Genomic DNA, 17274 nt, shown 5'->3' on the forward strand with positions numbered 1-17274 from the left:
GTTGGAATCATTCCAACTTCCTTTTTCGTATGGAGGTAAATTAACTAGCTAATTTCCTCATAATCCATTCGATAGGTCCTCTAGAAAATTTCTTTCTCCATAACACACTAATTACAATGCTGAAAATGAAAAATGCAGTAGCAAATAATAAAACGAATAGTAGTGATTGATGTTCCATTCTATTTAATAGAATTAATGTCCCAATACCGATAAATACATGACTGACATAATGAGTTAACGTTAATTGTCCTGTTTGTACAATGGAAGTGACAAACCAAGTGTTTCTATATTTTTCAGCGATATTGAGGCAAATGATTAATATAGTAATTGCGGATCCTGTAGCAGATAAAATATATAAAATGTTTGGTAAGATGGGTCCTGTATTAAATAAAAATGTGGCGACCTCTTTGCTGATGTATGGAATAAAAAAGTGTGTAAGTCCTTTTGATAAAAGTTCTGTCAATATTGTGATTGTAATACCGAGTAAGAGTAATCTTTCTTTAATTTTCTTATTATGAAGATCTAACCTGCCAATTATCATACCGATTAAGAAGAACGAGAACCAAGGAAAAATTGGGTGATACCCATTAAAGAATAAGTTGCGAAGAAAACCCTTTATTGTCCAGAAGTCTACATAATTTATAAATGGAGTTGGACCTCCCCAGCCCTCGAAAGTATTAAAAGTAAGCTGAAGAGATTGTGCGATGAGTAGGATAATAATAGATAGCAATAGTAATACTTTTTTGCGTACGGTAATAAGGAATGCAGCGACGAAAAGGTAAACACCGTAGTAGTGTAATATATCCCCAGTCCACTCCATTACATATAGTAGTAATCCTAAAATAAATAAGAATAGTGATCGTTTCCATATGGTCTTTCGACTACTAGAAATTTTTATTTGTTCATTGCTAGCAACGGCTGACCTAGTCATTAAAGTTATACCGATGCCTGCAAGTATAACAAACAAAGCAGAAGCTCTACCTTCAAATATTGACATGATGGTTATTAAAAAAGGGGGACCATTTCCTTCTGCACCTGTTATCACCATGAAATTGACAAGTAGCATACCAAACATCGCCAAAGCTCTAGCAAAATCTAAGCCGATAATGCGCTTTTTTGTATTCACTTCAATCCCTTCTTTCAAAAATGCTATTTACAGCTTCAATCCAAATTTGCTTATAATCTATCTTTGCATCAATCATCATAAAATTTCCGATATTATCAAGCACTAATGCTAACATATGAGATTTTGAAACTAGATTTTTATTTTCAATTAATTGAAGTTCATTTGCTTTTGTAAGGAGTACTTCAAATCCATGTAAATATTCTGTTTGCACAGTTAGTAATCGATCTTTGTACATATTGTTTCTGGAAGATAGTAATACATACTCTTGCAACACACGATTAAAATAAGGGTCGTTTCGCTGTTCATCAATTATTTTAAGACCAATTGCAGTGCATTTTTCAATAAAATTTGGTTTCGTAAATTCTTCTGTATGAAAATACGAAGAGAACTGCATCGCTTTACATAATTCTGTAAAAATACATTCAATTAAGGCATCTTTAGACTTAAAGTAGTAATATATAGATGGTTTTGCGATACCAACCTCCTCACCAATCATCGTATAAGTTGTTTTAGCAATACCGTACGTAGCAAAAAGGCGATAACTTGCTTCCATTATTGAAGAGAGTGTTTCTTCACTTTTACTCATATAGTTCCTCCTAAAAAAAGGTTATTAACATCGTATCATTCATAAGTGTTTTTTTCAACCTACCGTTAGGTAAAAAATGGCCTATTTTTTTACACAGTAATATGAAAAGTTTCGGGGGGAAGGGAAGGAATGGATTTAGAAATTTCTTTCTAAAGTATTGTTTTTACTTTACACATAAATATTGAGAAAATTTCACTCACCCTAAATGGAAAGGTAATAGAATTGTTTATAGAGAATTACTCGTAGATTCAATTTTTATCCCCCCATTTTGTGGGGAATGATTGCCTAGTGGTAATGGGATAAGGTTGAGCTACTTTATTAGGGGGAGTGGTTCTATGTTTAATAAAAAAATGGTGGCAATGGCAATGACTGTGCCATTAGTAATGGGGACGATTTCTACGGTTTCGGCATTGGAAAAACAACAGCAAGTAAAGCTAGAAGCTTATTCACCGCAGAAAAAAGCAACTGAATATTTAAAAGAAAATGCTGCGCAGTATGGATTGAAAGCTGACCTCTCAGACTTGCAATATATTTCTACAACAGAAACGTCAGTAGCTTCATATGTTAGGTTCCAACAAGTTGTGAATGGTGCGCCTGTATTTTCAAAACAAATTACAGTTACACTTAACGGAGAGGGAAAGGGAGTACTTGCTGTTTCTGATTATCAATCGGTCAATGGTGTGAAGGAAGTAACGACAAAAATTAGTGAAAAAGATGCAATACAAAAATCAATGGCGTATGTTGGAGAAGCAAGTGAGCAAAATTTATGGGCGCCTACAGATAAAGAGTTCGGATATATTGTTGAAGCAGGAATTGCTCGTCCAGTATATAAAGTTGTAGTCCATTCTAATAATCCATTTGGTGCATGGGAAACATTTATTGATGCAGAAAATGGAAAGTTAATTAAAAAGGTTGATATAAACCGAAAAGCAGAAGGGTCAGGAAAAGTATTTTTACCTAATCCGGTCGTATCTAGTGGTAGTAAAGTAGGTTTAAAAGATAATAACGATGCAGATTCAACGGCGCTAACGAACCAATTGAAGACTGTTACGTTAAAAGGTTTAGATGGAACAGGATTTTTAATTGGAGAGTATGTAACGATTTCTTCAAAGGCGAAAACAAAATCTACGAATTTACAATTTAACTACACACGCGCAAATGATAGCTTTGAAGATGTGATGTCGTATTATCATATCGATACATTACAGCGTTACATTCAAGGGTTAGGTTTTAAAAATATTAATAACCGTTCGATAAAAGTGAATGTTAATGGTACAACTGATGATAACTCATTCTATTCTCCATCAACAAAAGCTTTAACTTTCGGTACTGGAGGTGTTGATGATGCAGAAGATGCTGGTATTATCGCACATGAGTATGGGCATTCGATTCAAGATAACCAAGTTCCTGGCTTTGGTAGTTCAGCAGAAGGTGGAGCGATGGGAGAAGGATTTGGCGACTTCTTAGGTGCTACATATGAAGATGCAGTATCAACTACTGGATATGGTAAAGCATGTGTTGGAGAATGGGATGCGACAGCTTATTCTAGTTCAGATCCAACATGCTTACGACGATTAGATACGAATAAAGTATATCCGAAAGATATAACGAATGAAGTGCATGATGATGGTGAAATTTGGGCTCAAGGTCAATACGAAATGGCACAAGCTTTTGGCCGTGATGTAGCAACAAAAATCATTTTACAATCACACTGGTCATTAACACCAAACTCTAAATTCAGTGATGGAGCAAAAGCGATTAAGCAAGCGGATGCTCTTTTATATGGCGGACAACATGCTGCTGATATCGATCGTATTTGGGCAGCAAGAGGAATTAGTACGAATTAATATAAAAAGTCGTGGCATTTATAAGCCACGACTTTTTAATTTGCTTATGGACTGGTACTAGTAAAGGTAGCTACATGAATGGTAGTGTGAATTTAGCTGCATTCGTTTATTTTTTCTCGTCTTTAAAAACAAAATGCTCTTTAAATTTTCTAGACTCAACTTTTTGACCGTTTCTCATGGAGCGGAAAGGGTGTTCTTGCCAAGTAATGATTACATCAACTACATCTGCTTTTGTAGCAACTGGAAAATTAGCATGTCTAAATCCAGTTTTTCCACTTGCTAAACGACTTTCCTTTAGGGAAAAGAGTTCATATTTCGTTTTTGTTTTTGGCGCGTTGCGGAATACTTCGACTTGTACGTTATATACTTCACTGTTTCCAACATTTTTTACTGAAAATTGATATGTATTAAATTCATCTTTTTTAGCTTGAAGCATATTTTTATCTATGTTCTTCGGTTCATCGATATTCACTTGCCATTGATCAGAGTTTTGGGAGATTGGTAAAGCTTTTGGTGAATAGGCGTACGTTTCATTCACTACAATTAGACATAACAAAAGAAGAAAGAAACTAATTGCTTTTTTCATAAGAACACCTCGCTACAAAGTTTTTATCCCGCTATTTGCCGGACAGTCAGACCCTCCACCTCAAAATTCAGGGAAAGCAAAGAAGTTAGGTGGGGGGCTTCCCGTAAAAGCCCGATTGGTGAGGGCTGATTAAAGTTTCACTTTATTAATATGCGTAAACAAAACAGTTATTATGTAATAAAATGGAAAAAGGTGATGCTTTTGATTCAGATGAATTTGAAAAAACTTGAAGAGGTAGTAGGTGGCGAAGGGTTACAAGAATCGTTTCATCAAATAGAGATACATGGTGTCTGCATAGATTCCAAAAGCATTAAAGAAGGAAATGTATTTGTTCCAATCATTAGGGTGAAAGATGGACATGATTATGTGAAGGAGGCAATGGATAATGGAGCTGTCGCTTCCTTATGGAAAAAGTCTCACGGTACTCCGCCAAAAGGAATGCCAGTTATATTTGTAGAGGACACTTTGCTTGCTTTGCAACAATTGGCACAATTTTACCGAGAAGAGCTAAATGTAAAAGTGATTGGAATTACAGGGAGTAATGGCAAGACAACGGTAAAAGATATTGTAAACACGATTTTAAGTACAACTTATCGTGTGCATAAAACAAAGGGGAATTTAAATAGTCAAATCGGTTTGCCGTTAACAATTTTAGAAATGAAACGAGATACAGAGTTTTTAATACTTGAAATGGGAATGAGTGAAAAAGGACAAATTCGAAACTTATCAAAAATAGCACAGCCAGATGTAGCGATCATTACTATGATTGGACAATCACATTTAGAAACGCTTGGATCAAAAGAAGAGATTGCGAACGCTAAATTAGAAATTATTGATGGGTTAAAAGAAAATGCTTTGTTTTTATATAATGGTGATGAACCATTGCTTTTGCAAAATAAGAATCTACCAAGAATAAATTGTAAGGCATTTGGTGAAAAGTATACAAATGATTTGTTTCCAACAAACGTGAGATTAGATGAATATGGTGTTCATTTTAAAGTAAATGATTCAAAAATACAGTACGATGTTCCCTTATATGGAAAACATAATATTTTAAATACGATCGTCGGAATCGCAGTAGGTCAATATTATAATGTCCCTACAGAAAAAATACAGGAAGCATTGCGGCAAGTAAATATTACTCATATGCGCTTTCAATTTTTAACTGCCAAAACAGGTTTTACAATTATTGACGATGCGTGGAATGCTAGTCCCTCTTCAATGAAGGCTGCAATTGAAACGTTACAGACATTAAATGCCTATAAGAAAAAAATGATAGTAATTGGGGATATGTTGGAGTTAGGGAAGAATGCTGAAACATATCATAGAGAAATTGGTAAAATGCTCAATCAAGAGAGTATTCAATATGTATTCACTTATGGAGAGTTAGCTGAAATTGTAGCGGAAGAAGCGAGAAAGAAATATGATACAGAAAAAGTACAGTCATTTAATAATAAGACCAAGATTGCAGAGGAAGTATTAAAAGTTATAACGGAAAATGACATCGTATTATTAAAAGGCTCACGTGGAATGGCTTTAGAGGAGATTGTACAAAATTGGATATGAAAAATGAAAATATATTTAAAAAGGCTTGCGTTTTATAAAGTAAAGAGATAGAATACTCTGTAAATATAAAAAAGTGATGATCAGGAAAAGTACATGATGCAAAGGTCTACAGAGAGCAATCGGTTGCTGAAAAGGTTGCGATACCGCATGATGGAAAGACACCTGTGAGTGTTGCTTTGAACGTGATTATTAGTAAAAGCAAACGGTACCTACCGTTATCAGGGCTAAGATGGTCAGTATGACAATTTGGGTGGTACCGCGGAAAAAATCCGTCCCTATTTATAGGGGCGGATTTTTGTATTCTTTGAAAGGGGGTGAGTGACCGTGGATGATGACGATGACAACAATAACGTAAATAAATATAAAATTACTGGAGGGAAAAATAATGGATTCAATAATGAAGCGTTCACTCACAAAAGAATGTACAAAGCAAAGCGGGAATGTTGTATTACTTCAAGGATGGGTAAAAAAGATTCGTCATCTTGGAAATGTTAGTTTTTTATTATTACGGGACAGAACAGGAGTAATTCAATGTGTATTAGAAAATGAATTGGCTGGATATAAAGTTGATGTAGAAAGTGTCGTCCACGTAATTGGTGAAATAGTCGAGACATCGAAAACAGAATTGGGTGTTGAAGTACTTGCTCATGAAGTGAAAGTAATAAACGGTGCAGAACCACTTCCATTTGAAATAAACAAAAAGAAGTTACAAGTTGGCTTAGATCAACTACTTAATGAGCGGGTACTCTCATTAAGACATGAGCGAACCGCAGCGATTTTTAAAGTGAAATCTACACTCGTTCAGAGCTTTAGTGAATTTCTTATAGAGAACGATTTCACACGGATCTTTACGCCGAAAATTGTTTCGCAAGGGGCAGAAGGAGGAGCAAATGTTTTTAAACTTCCATACTTCCAAAAAGAAGCTTATTTAGCACAATCACCACAGTTCTATAAGCAAATGATGGTGGCTGGGGGACTAGAACGTGTTTTTGAAATTGCACCTGTTTATAGAGCGGAACATCATAATTCTTCCCGTCATTTGAATGAATATATATCGTTAGATGTAGAACTTGGATTTATTCATGATTTTTATGAAGTGATGCAACTAGAAACGGATGTTTTACAATATATGTTTCAACAAGTAGCAAAAAAATGTGAAATAGAACTACAACTATTACAAATAGAAGTACCTGTTATTACTGAAATACCTAAAATTACATTGTTAGAAGCACAAGAAATTTTGAAAAGTAAGTATCGTAAAGAATCTCCTGTAGGGGATTTAGATACAGAAGGTGAAAAGTTACTAGGGAGATATGTAAAGGAAACATATAATAGTGAATTTGTTTTCATTACACATTATCCGAAAGAAGCGAGACCGATGTATACGATGCAAAATAAAGAGAATCCAGCTATTACTGATTCATTCGACTTATTATATAAAGGGTTAGAAATAACGTCAGGGGCACAGCGAATTCATAATTATGAAATGTTACTCGCTTCGTTTAAAGAAAAAGGATTACACCCAGAGAAATTTCAATCTTATTTAAATACATTCCGATACGGTTGTCCCCCGCATGGAGGTTTCGGAATTGGGTTAGAAAGGATTGTATATAAACTATTAGAATTAATAAATGTACGAGAGGCGAGTGCTTTTCCGAGAGATTGTACGCGTCTTATACCGTAAGAATAACCCTCTTCTATAGTATAGAAGGGGGTTATTCCTTTCAACACATGTTAAAAGAAATAATTTTTTGTGTGAAAATATGTAAATTATATTAAGAACATTTTATAATGAATTGAGAAAAAGAAAATTCATAAGTTATAATGAAATATGAATATAAAAAAGATTCATATAATAATGTATGGAAGGGTATGAAACATGTTATATCAAACTCAAGCAACACAACAAACACCAGCTTATATAATTTATCTTCTTGATGTAAGCGCATCAATGAACCAAATGATGGATGCAGGTGGAGAAGAAAAAAGAAGAATTGATATTGTGACGGATGCTCTTTCTTTAGCAATTCGCCAAATGGTATTTCGTTCAACAAAAGGTAGTCGCCTGCTTCCAAGGTATAAGTTATCTATTTTAGCCTATAGTGATCATGTTTTTGATTTATTGGGTGGTGTGAAAACAATAGACGAGGTAGCAAGACTGCGCCCATTAGAAAAAATTCAAACGCATCGTTTAACTGATACAGCAAAAGCTTTCTCTGTAGTGGAGAAGTTATTGCAAAAGGAATTACCAAATTTACAAGATGGGCCAGCTCCTGTTGTTTGTCATATGACAGATGGAGCATCAACTGGTGAAGATCCAGAATTAATTGTACGAAGAATTATGAATATGTCTGTACCTGATGGAAACGTACTAATTGAAAATATTTTTATTTCAGATGAAATTATGCAAGAACAAATTTCTAATATAAAGAAGTGGGAAGGGATTATGCCAAATACAGTGATTACAGATGAATATGGTGCAAAGTTGCAAAGACTTTCATCGCCTATACCTCAAAGCTATCGTGAGATGATGACGGAACATGGGTTTCATATTACTGATGGTGCTGTGATGATGTTTCCTGGGACAAATGCTGACTTAGTATCACTTGGATTTCAAATGTCTGCTGCAACGCCGGTTCGATAGGAGGAGAGAGTAAGGTGAAATATATCCTATCACAAAAGGAAGAAACGGTATTGCAAGAAAAGGAAACGAAACATTTTACTTATAGATATAGTTATGTAAGAGCAAAAGAAACGCAGGATTTAAATGAGAGTGGACAAGACTTTCTAGTATTACTAGATAATGGAACTAGTTTCATATTTGCCTTATGTGATGGTGTAGGGCTATCTTTTCATGGTGAAATTGCTGCGGAATTTCTTGGTATGAAGTTAGTAAACTTGTTTGATACATGTCAAGAAAGTGGACTGGATATTGCTACATTATTAAATGAACAGTTAAATAATTGGATAGAAGAAGCTTCAGAGGAAGTGAGTGCATTTCGATTGCCAGAAGAAACACCGTGGTTACTACGCGATGTTTTGGAAGAAAAGCGAAAAAAAGGTAGTGAAACGATGTTTATTGGCGGGAAAATAGAACTCATTCCAAATCAAGATAAAGTACAAATAACGATAGTTACACATGGCGATTCGTTTGTACAATTGTTTCAAGATAAGGAGAATTGTTCGAATGTAATGAAGTTTAAGAGAAATATAGAGAAAAGATGGTCTACACAGCGAGGCATTATTGGTGGGGAATTGGCGGTTTTTTCAAAGGTATTATCTAGACAAGAAGCTAATCGGATAGTTATTCACTCAGACGGACTTGTGTCACTTAAGCAGTATAACTTTGAGGACGTATTAAAAGAAATTGAGAGGGCACAGAACTCTCCGACAAGCGATGATATTTCATTTTTAGATGTTTCTTGGTAACAAACATGATGGAAAAAAGGTGAATAAACGTGGAAGAGATTATTGTGACATACATAAAACAGTCAAATGAAGAAATTGATATTGCAATTCCAAATGACGTAAAAGTGGTGCAAATTATTGAAGCGATTTTATATCATGAAAAAATAGATGAAGCATTAAGCGGGATCTATGAAATTAGAGTGGCAAAAGATAAAGAAGAGTGGCATTCTATTCGAAATGATGAAACGTTGCGCGATAATGATGTGTGGGATGGACAATATGTAATGCTACATAAAAAAGGAGCAATTATCCCTTCTTTTGAAATGATGCCAGCAGAAGAAGTTTATAATGAACCTGTTAAACAAAATATGTCTTCTAGTGAAGAAGATTATGTATGGAAAATCATTGAGTAATAGTTTTGGGATGGGGAAGGAGAAATGTTTTGTGCAAAAATCACCGTATTTTCAACGCTCTCCGCGTGTGAAAGTAGATATACCGACAGGGGATGTTATTATTCATGATCCACCGAATATACCGGAGGAGCCGAAGTTTTCAATTGAAACAATGTTACTGCCTGCCATGATGACGGTTTTAACATTGGTATTATATTTTGTAATGATGAAATTTATGAAGATGAATTCAAGTTATATGCCATTAATGATGGTTTCAAGTATTCCGATGTTGGGATCATATATAATTACAACGATGGGGCATTTCCGTAAAAAGAAAGAACATCGTCAAATGGTTGAACAATTACAAACAAGATATTTAGAGCAAATTCAAAAGCATCGAGTGGAATTAGATACGTTAAAGGTTGAACAAGCAAAATATTTAATTACACAAAACCCAAGCCCCTTAAAAAGTGTACAAAGAATTGAAAATCGGGAAAGTAATTTATGGGAGAGAACACCTGAAAGTCCAGACTTTTTAGATATTCGTATTGGTACAGGAGAAAGACCATTTCTTGTAGAATTGAAGGTGCCCGAACAGAAAGGTTATGAAGAAAATCCATTAGTTACAGAAGCGCAAAATGTCAAAAGGGATTTCAATATGATACCAAATGGACACATTTCCATTTCTTTGAAAAAAAACGATGTAATTGGTGTAGTTGGAAATAAAGAAGATAGACTAAACTTTATTCGAATTGTAACGACGCAAATTATGACGCATCATGCACCAAATGAAGTGAAAATAGCAGCATTTTATCATGAGAAAGAGAAAAAGCAGTGGGATTGGATGAGGTGGCTTCCTCACGTATGGGATGAACAGAGAAGTATGCGCTTTTTATCTGAAAATCAACAAGATGCACAGAAACTAGCTGAAGTACTATTTACCCCACTTAACATGCGTAGAATCTATAATTCTTCTGCACAAGCGGATGCAAAAGTTCCTTTAATTCCGATGTATGTCTTTTTCTTATCAGCGAGAGAATTTTTAGAAGATGATCCTTTAACTCCAATGTTACTTAGAGAAGGTGAAAGTGTAGGAGCTTCTACATTTATTTTTGCGGAACAAAAGGAACGGTTACCGATGGAATGTGATCTTGTAATAAGTTTAAATGGAGAAAACGGTGAGTTAGTAGAAACGTTTTCAAGTTCAGCTGAAAATAGTGGGACAACGCGTGCTAGTTTTAAAGTAGATCGACTTTCATTCGAACGATGTGAACTAGGAGCGCGAAGCATTGCTCCAATTCGAATGAAAAGTTCTACAGCAGCAAACATTCCGAAAGTATTAACATTTTTAGACTTGTTTCAAGCTAAAAATATGGAAGAGTTACAAGTATTAGAGAGATGGAAAGGAAATCGATATCCGACTTCATTGCCGGTTCCAATTGGTGTAAGAGAAGGAAGTAAACCTGTTTTTCTAAATATTCACGATAAAATAGAGAAAAAAGGGCATGGTCCGCACGGTCTAATGGCTGGTACAACTGGATCAGGAAAAAGTGAAGTAATTCAGTCTATAATAGCCGCCTTAGCGGCAACCTATCATCCTCATGAGATGGCATTTATGCTTATCGACTATAAAGGTGGTGGAATGTCAAACACATTTGCGGGATTACCACATATTATTGCATCTATTACGAACTTAGAAGATCCAAATTTAATTGAGCGTGCCAGAATTTCATTAAAGGCAGAATTAGAGCGTAGACAAAAATTATTCATTCAGGCTGGAAATGTTCAGCATCTAGATGAATATTATGAAACAAGCTGGCGTGAAAAAGAACCTTTACCACATTTATTTATTGTTATTGATGAGTTTGCTCAAATGAAAAAGGAACAACCAGAATTTATGGACGAGCTAATTAGTGTCGCTGCAATAGGAAGGACGTTGGGAGTTCACTTATTATTAGCGACTCAAAAACCTTCAGGGGTTGTAAATGACAAGATTTGGAGTAACTCGCGTTTTCGAATTTGTTTACGTGTACAAGATGATGCGGATAGTCGTGAAATGTTAAAGATTCCAGATGCATCAAAAATCAATGTACCAGGACGAGGGTATCTCCAAGTAGGTAGCAATGAAGTATTGGAATTATTCCAATCAGCATGGAGCGGAGCACCTTATAATCCAGATGAAGAGAAAGTTCTTGATATTGTTGATTTTACAGAAGTTAAGCTCTCGGGTGAAAGAATAAAAGTGAAAAAGCGTCCAAAACCAATGACAAATAGTCCAAAACAACTACAAGCTTTTATTCAATATGTACAGAGCGTATCAGAAAAAGAAAATATTAAAGCATTACCAGGACCTTGGCTGGATCCATTACCGGAAAAATTATTGTTAAAAGAATTTTATGCTATGGAAGATTGGACAATTGCTGAGTGGAATAAATCAAAAGAATATTTACAAGTAACGGTAGGATTAATTGATGATGTTGCAAATCAAGCACAATTTCCTCTGAAGTTAGATTTACAAGAAGGGCATTTAAATATTTATGGTATGCCAGGTACAGGAAAAACGACGATGTTGCAAACTATTATTATGTCCTTAGCTGTATCTCACACACCAGAAGAAGTGAATTTCTATGTTATTGATTTTGGTCGTATGTTCTTAGATTTTAGAGATTTACCTCATATAGGCGGGATTATACAAGAAGGCGAAAATGAGAAAATGAAACGTCTATTCGGATTTTTAAAGAAGGAAATCACGCATAGAAAAGAGAGTTTTTCTAATATCGGTGCAAAGTCATTCTCTATGTATAATCGAATGGTAGAAAAGAAAATACCAGCTATAGTAGTAATGATAGATGGTTATATAAGATTCAAAAATGAATTCGAGAAAGAAAACGAAGTATTAGAATTATTATTGCGTGAATCAAGTACATACGGAGTATATTTCTATTTCTCTCTGAATCAAACAATTGATATGTTCGATCGTGTTCGTAATAATATACCGATGGCACTTACATTTGAATTGCAAGATGGAACAGAATATCATAACTTAGTTGGCAGACCTAAATTCCCGTTAATTGAAGTTCCTGTTGGCCGTGGATTAATGAAAGGGCAACCGCCGGAATTATTCCAAGCAGCATTGCCGTTTATTGGCGAAAGTGAACTTGAGTACTCGCAACAATTAAAGACAATTATTCAAAAAATGAATGGAGAATGGAATGGTGAAAAAGCAAAAGCTATTCCAATGGTACCTAAAGAAATATTTGTAGAACATATGATTGAAAAATTAGAAACAGCCCATATTTCAGCAGGTATAGAAACAGAGGATATTCGTTTACAAAGTTTTTCTTTAGATGAAATGAGTCATATATTTATTGGGGGAAGAATAGAAGGTGGAAAAACATCGCTATTACAAACACTTCTATTCACTACTACATACCAATACTCTCCTGAAAAGGTTGAGCTATACTTAGTAGACCTTGGTGAAAGACCTACAGGCTTATTAGCTCTTGGAGATTTACCACATGTGAAGAAGACAGTTACAGATGGTATGCAATTAAAAGAAATGTTAGATGAATTGATAGAGCTAATAAATAATAGAGAACCAATAATGCCTTCTATAGATCCAAACGCAACAGTGGAGATTCCATATAAGAGAATAATCATTGCGATTGATGATATCGATCAAATGTTAACTTTATTATCTACTGATTATGAGGCGAAAAATAAAATAGAACTAATAGTACAAAACTGTAAAAATAAAGGAATCCACTTTATGACAGCTGCTACTACGTCTAGCTTAAATAGCTATTCTCATGAAAAATGGTTTGCGGAAATTAGAAAGAGAAGTATTGGATATTTATTGGGAACGACACAAAATAACGATGTGTATTTCTTTAATATGAAACTGCCACATACTGAAATGGATCAAGAATTATTAAGTGGGGATGGATATTGCATACGTAGAAAGCCAATAAAAATAAAATGTGCATATACACCATTACATTTACTTCGCACGATGACAGATAAAATTAGTGTGAAATGGTCTGAATTAAAAGTGAAATAATATTAAAATAGGGTTAAATTACTAGAAAATAGAATATTTTTGTAATTCAACCCTTTAAAAATTGTATGAATATAGTTTATAATCTAATTGTTGTATCATTTTTGATTTGAAAGGGGAAATTATTAAGATGGCAGAAATTAAAATCACACCAGAAGAACTTGAAAGAATCTCAGGAAACTTTAAAAACGCAGCAGGAGAAGCACAAAGTCAAATTAATAGACTTGAAGGCGATATTAATAGTCTAGAAGGACAATGGGCTGGGGCAACACAAGCGAAATTCCGTGGAGAATTTATCCAATCTAAACAAGCAATGCAACAATACATTCCAATTTTAGAAGGTATTTCAACAGATTTAAAACGTATCGCTGATAAATTCCGTAACACAGATAACGCATACTAAGAATAGAACAATTGCAAAAGACCAGGAGCTATTGTTCCTGGTCTTTTTTGAAAAATTGTAATACGAGAGTAAGGGGATAAAATGGGATTCCGACCAGAAGTAGGAGAAAAAATTAATTTTAATAAAGATGTTTATCGTTTTGAGAAACACCCAGCTGTAATTGGTATTGAGATGCCCTATGGTCAAGAGGGAAGACAAGGAACAGTTTATCAATTACAACAGGAAAATGGTGTAGAACGAATTGCATTAAAAGTTTTTAAGGAACGTTATCGTGAGGAAAAACATCAACTAGCATTTTTGAAACCACTTTCTTCCTTAGTGGGTCTGAAAGTATGTTCACGCTATATCGTTACTAAAGAAGAACATACATCTGCTATCGAAAAATCAGAAGATCTTGCTAATAGTATTGTAATGCCTTGGATTGAAGGTCCAACTTGGGCTGATATTTTACAAGAACAACGAATGTTATCAAAAGAACAATGTTTCTTTATTGCAGAAGCATTTCTTACAACACTTAAAATGATGGAAGAAAATGAAGTTGCTCATAATGATTTATCGTCTAGCAACGTACTTGTACCTTTCTTAAGTGAAAATGCAATTGAAGGTCAGCACAATATCGAACTTGTTGATGTTGAGCAAATGTATGGCCCAAAAACGAAAAGACCTTCATTATTGCCAGCAGGTTCAGCGGGTTACGCACCAAAGTATTTGACAAGTGGAGTATGGCAAAAAGAAGCCGATCGATTTGCTGGTGCTATTTTATTAGGAGAAATATTAAGTTGGTGTAGTGAAGAAGTTCGAAATAAAAAATGGACTGATGCAAGTTACTTTAAAACGGAAGAAATGCAGACAGAATGTGAAAGATATACGTTACTTCAGCAAGTATTACATAATCAATGGAACGGGGAAATTGCAAAATTATTTAAGCAGGCATGGAGTAGTAATTCTTTTGCAGAATGCCCAAGCTTTGCACAGTGGTACGATGTATTTAATAGCGCGAGAGAAAGAATAAAAATTGATGCGGAAAGGCAGTCAGCAGAAGAACACTCTCTTTTTGTATCAAAATGTTTGGAAATTGCAAGATTATTAGAAGAGAGAGGATTTAAACAAGCGGCATTATATGAATATAAAATAATTTTCAATTCACTTAATCCATCAACAGCGCTGCAAAAAGAACTCGCATATATCATTCAAACTATGGAGAGTCAAGAGCCTGAAATAAATAATAAAATGGTCCTACAACATTATTTGGAATTAGCTACTGAATTGGAACGAGAAAACAATGCAGCATTTGCTTGTTTCGTCTATTCACGAATCGTACAATTTCCAAACATTGATCAGGCGTTAAAACAGGAAATTGAAAGCATTATTAAAGAGATAGAAGAAGAGCAAGGAACACAGTCGCAGCAAGAAATAGCAGCTACAATTACAGTGCCAAATAGCATTCTACAGAGCCGAAAACAAACAAAAAAACAAGTGGAATATGATATAGATGATGAGATTTTAAATGCAAAAGCATCCAATCAACCACTTACAGTAGCACATGAACAAAGTGAACCATCACCTTTTTCTAAATGGTGGAAAAAGAATAAAAAACGGGTTTTGATTATTGGCTCAATTGTAGTAGTTGTTATAGGTGGTTCAACACTATTTTACTTTTATACAACAAATGCTAAATACCAAAAATTTATGGGACAAGCACGCCAAGCCTATCATGATAAAAAATATATAAAAGCAGAAGAAGCTGTTGGTCATGCGATCGCAGTGAAAGGAAAAGATGAAGCTCATCTTCAGCTAGCAACGATTTACATTGCTGAAGGGAAAAATAAAATTGCAATCGACTACCTTACAAAATTAATAAAAGATAGAGAAATAGATAAAGAAAATAATGAAGCGGCATATCTATTAGCTTCAGCGAATTTCCGTATAGGAAAATATCAAGAAGCAGTTCCGAATTTCGAACAAGCATTAGCGAATAATGCAAAAGGAATTGAACCATATAAAAAAGATGCGATGCGAGATTTAGCTGTAAGTCATATGAAAATGAAAGAATTTGAAAAAGCAGAAGATGTTATTGTCAAAATGAGTACGAAAACAAATGAAGATAAGGCAATTGTTTCATATTTAAAAGGACAACTAGCAACTGCAACTGTGCAATTAGATAAAGCAGAATCTTTCTTTAAAGAAGCCATTATGGAAGATTCAAAGAATGCTATATATGCAATTGAACTTTCGAATTTATATGTACTTTGGAATAAAACAAATTTAATTGATAGTGCAAAAAAAGAAGTGAATTATCAACAAGCATCGCAAGTATTACAAGCTGCAATCCAAAAAGATACGAAAAATATAGAGTTACTAAATCAATTAGGAATTGTATATTATGAAGCTGGTCAATTTTATGAAACACGAGATGGCGGAAAAAGTAATGCGGCGTATCAACAAGCGTTAGAGGCTTACAATAGAGTTGTTAACAACGGGACTCGTGACACAAATACGCTTGTGAATATAGGGATTTTATACGACAAAGTGGGACAAGGAAATGAAGCAGAGAAATTTTTCACGGAAGCATATTCACAAAATGATGAAGATCCGCATGTGAATTTTGCATTCGGGATGTTTAAAATTAAACAAAAAAAATATGAAGAAGCGAGTCGTTTCTTAAGAAAAACGGTACAAGCAAATGAAAATGAAACTGAAGTAAGAGCAGCACAAGAAAAACTAACAGAGATGAAAACAAACGGCTGGATTCAATAAAGATGTGAAAAGGGGAAGAAACATGGAAGAAAACAACAACAATCTAGGAAAAAAAGTTGCTATATCAGTAATGTCGGTGGCTTTATTTGGAACGTCAGGATATCTTGTTTATGACAAAGGCTTTAGTACAGCAGGAAGAGAAACGGTAAAACTAGCAAGTAATACAGAAGAGAAAAAAGATGACCGTATTACAGGAGGTAACTTACAGTCTATGTTCCCAAATTTAGTTGCTGATCCTGCAAAAAAAGATGACAAACCTGGAGAAAAACCAAACATTAATTTAGCAGACTTAATCGGAAATAATAAATCACCGATTACACCAGTGACGTATAAGCCAGATGATGTGTCGGTGGAAAAGAAAGATCCACTAATCAAATTATCAGATGCACCAGCGCCACAAAAGCCGGAACTGCCAACTAATATGGGTGGGCCTGTGGTGGAGCCGAGTAAAAATTTACCGGATAGTTTGGTGGATACGGGGAAAACACAGGGCGATGGAAAGACGCCAGGTGGCGATAAAGAACAAGAGAAGCCAAAACCAGGTGG

12 protein-coding genes, 1 pseudogene and 1 other annotated feature are annotated in these 17274 nt (G+C 34.7%); of the genes and pseudogenes, 10 read left to right on the forward strand and 3 right to left on the reverse strand.

The window, feature by feature from the left end; all coding sequences use genetic code 11:
- Positions 1–40 precede the first annotated feature (40 nt).
- Positions 41–1126: a DUF418 domain-containing protein gene (locus tag MR113_RS16175; protein WP_242255483.1), complete on the reverse strand. Its 1086-nt coding sequence runs from the start codon at positions 1124–1126 to the stop codon at positions 41–43.
- Position 1127: 1 nt separating this feature from the next.
- Complete coding sequence (locus tag MR113_RS16180) at positions 1128–1712, reverse strand: TetR/AcrR family transcriptional regulator (protein ID WP_242255485.1); 585 nt, start codon at positions 1710–1712, stop codon at positions 1128–1130.
- Between the two features lie 335 nt (positions 1713–2047).
- On the opposite strand from MR113_RS16180, the gene MR113_RS16185 reads away from it, so the two are divergent.
- Complete coding sequence (locus MR113_RS16185; RefSeq protein WP_242255487.1) at positions 2048–3559, forward strand: M36 family metallopeptidase; 1512 nt, start codon at positions 2048–2050, stop codon at positions 3557–3559.
- Between the two features lie 106 nt (positions 3560–3665).
- Here MR113_RS16185 and MR113_RS16190 read toward each other — a convergent pair whose 3' ends face one another.
- On the reverse strand, positions 3666–4145 hold the full coding sequence (locus MR113_RS16190; protein WP_242255489.1) for a hypothetical protein: 480 nt from the start codon (positions 4143–4145) through the stop codon (positions 3666–3668).
- Between the two features lie 201 nt (positions 4146–4346).
- On the opposite strand from MR113_RS16190, the gene MR113_RS16195 reads away from it, so the two are divergent.
- The 9 genes and pseudogenes from MR113_RS16195 to MR113_RS16235 form a co-directional block, all read left to right on the forward strand.
- Complete coding sequence (locus MR113_RS16195; protein WP_396022468.1) at positions 4347–5711, forward strand: UDP-N-acetylmuramoyl-tripeptide--D-alanyl-D-alanine ligase; 1365 nt, start codon at positions 4347–4349, stop codon at positions 5709–5711.
- Positions 5712–5778: 67 nt separating this feature from the next.
- Positions 5779–5991: a binding site (T-box leader), on the forward strand.
- A 105-nt stretch (positions 5992–6096) separates the two neighbouring features.
- On the forward strand, positions 6097–7395 hold the full coding sequence (aspS, locus tag MR113_RS16200; RefSeq protein WP_242255491.1) for an aspartate--tRNA(Asn) ligase: 1299 nt from the start codon (positions 6097–6099) through the stop codon (positions 7393–7395).
- 195 nt (positions 7396–7590) lie between these two features.
- Positions 7591–8355 carry a vWA domain-containing protein gene (locus MR113_RS16205; RefSeq protein WP_242255494.1) on the forward strand — a complete coding sequence of 255 codons (765 nt, stop codon included), beginning with the start codon at positions 7591–7593 and terminating at the stop codon, positions 8353–8355.
- 14 nt (positions 8356–8369) lie between these two features.
- Entirely contained in the window at positions 8370–9140 is a 771-nt protein-coding gene (locus MR113_RS16210; RefSeq protein ID WP_242255496.1) for a PP2C family serine/threonine-protein phosphatase, read from the forward strand.
- A gap of 29 nt (positions 9141–9169) precedes the next feature.
- Positions 9170–9532 (forward strand): EsaB/YukD family protein, encoded by a 363-nt coding sequence (locus MR113_RS16215; protein ID WP_242255497.1) that lies wholly within the window; start codon positions 9170–9172, stop codon positions 9530–9532.
- Positions 9533–9563: 31 nt separating this feature from the next.
- The gene (essC, locus tag MR113_RS16220) at positions 9564–13571 is read left to right on the forward strand and encodes a type VII secretion protein EssC (RefSeq protein ID WP_242255499.1); all 4008 of its coding nucleotides are present in this window, start codon (positions 9564–9566) and stop codon (positions 13569–13571) included.
- Positions 13572–13698: 127 nt separating this feature from the next.
- The gene (locus tag MR113_RS16225) at positions 13699–13971 is read left to right on the forward strand and encodes a WXG100 family type VII secretion target (protein ID WP_002141592.1); all 273 of its coding nucleotides are present in this window, start codon (positions 13699–13701) and stop codon (positions 13969–13971) included.
- Between the two features lie 81 nt (positions 13972–14052).
- A complete protein-coding gene (locus tag MR113_RS16230; protein WP_242255501.1) occupies positions 14053–16728 on the forward strand; it encodes a tetratricopeptide repeat protein in 2676 nt (891 codons plus the stop codon).
- Between the two features lie 22 nt (positions 16729–16750).
- A pseudogene (locus MR113_RS16235) lies at positions 16751–17274 on the forward strand (hypothetical protein); the annotation flags it as partial.

It is taken from the genome of Bacillus cereus group sp. BfR-BA-01379 (genome assembly GCF_022663605.1).
GTDB classification, from domain to species: Bacteria; Bacillota; Bacilli; order Bacillales; family Bacillaceae_G; genus Bacillus_A; species Bacillus_A mobilis.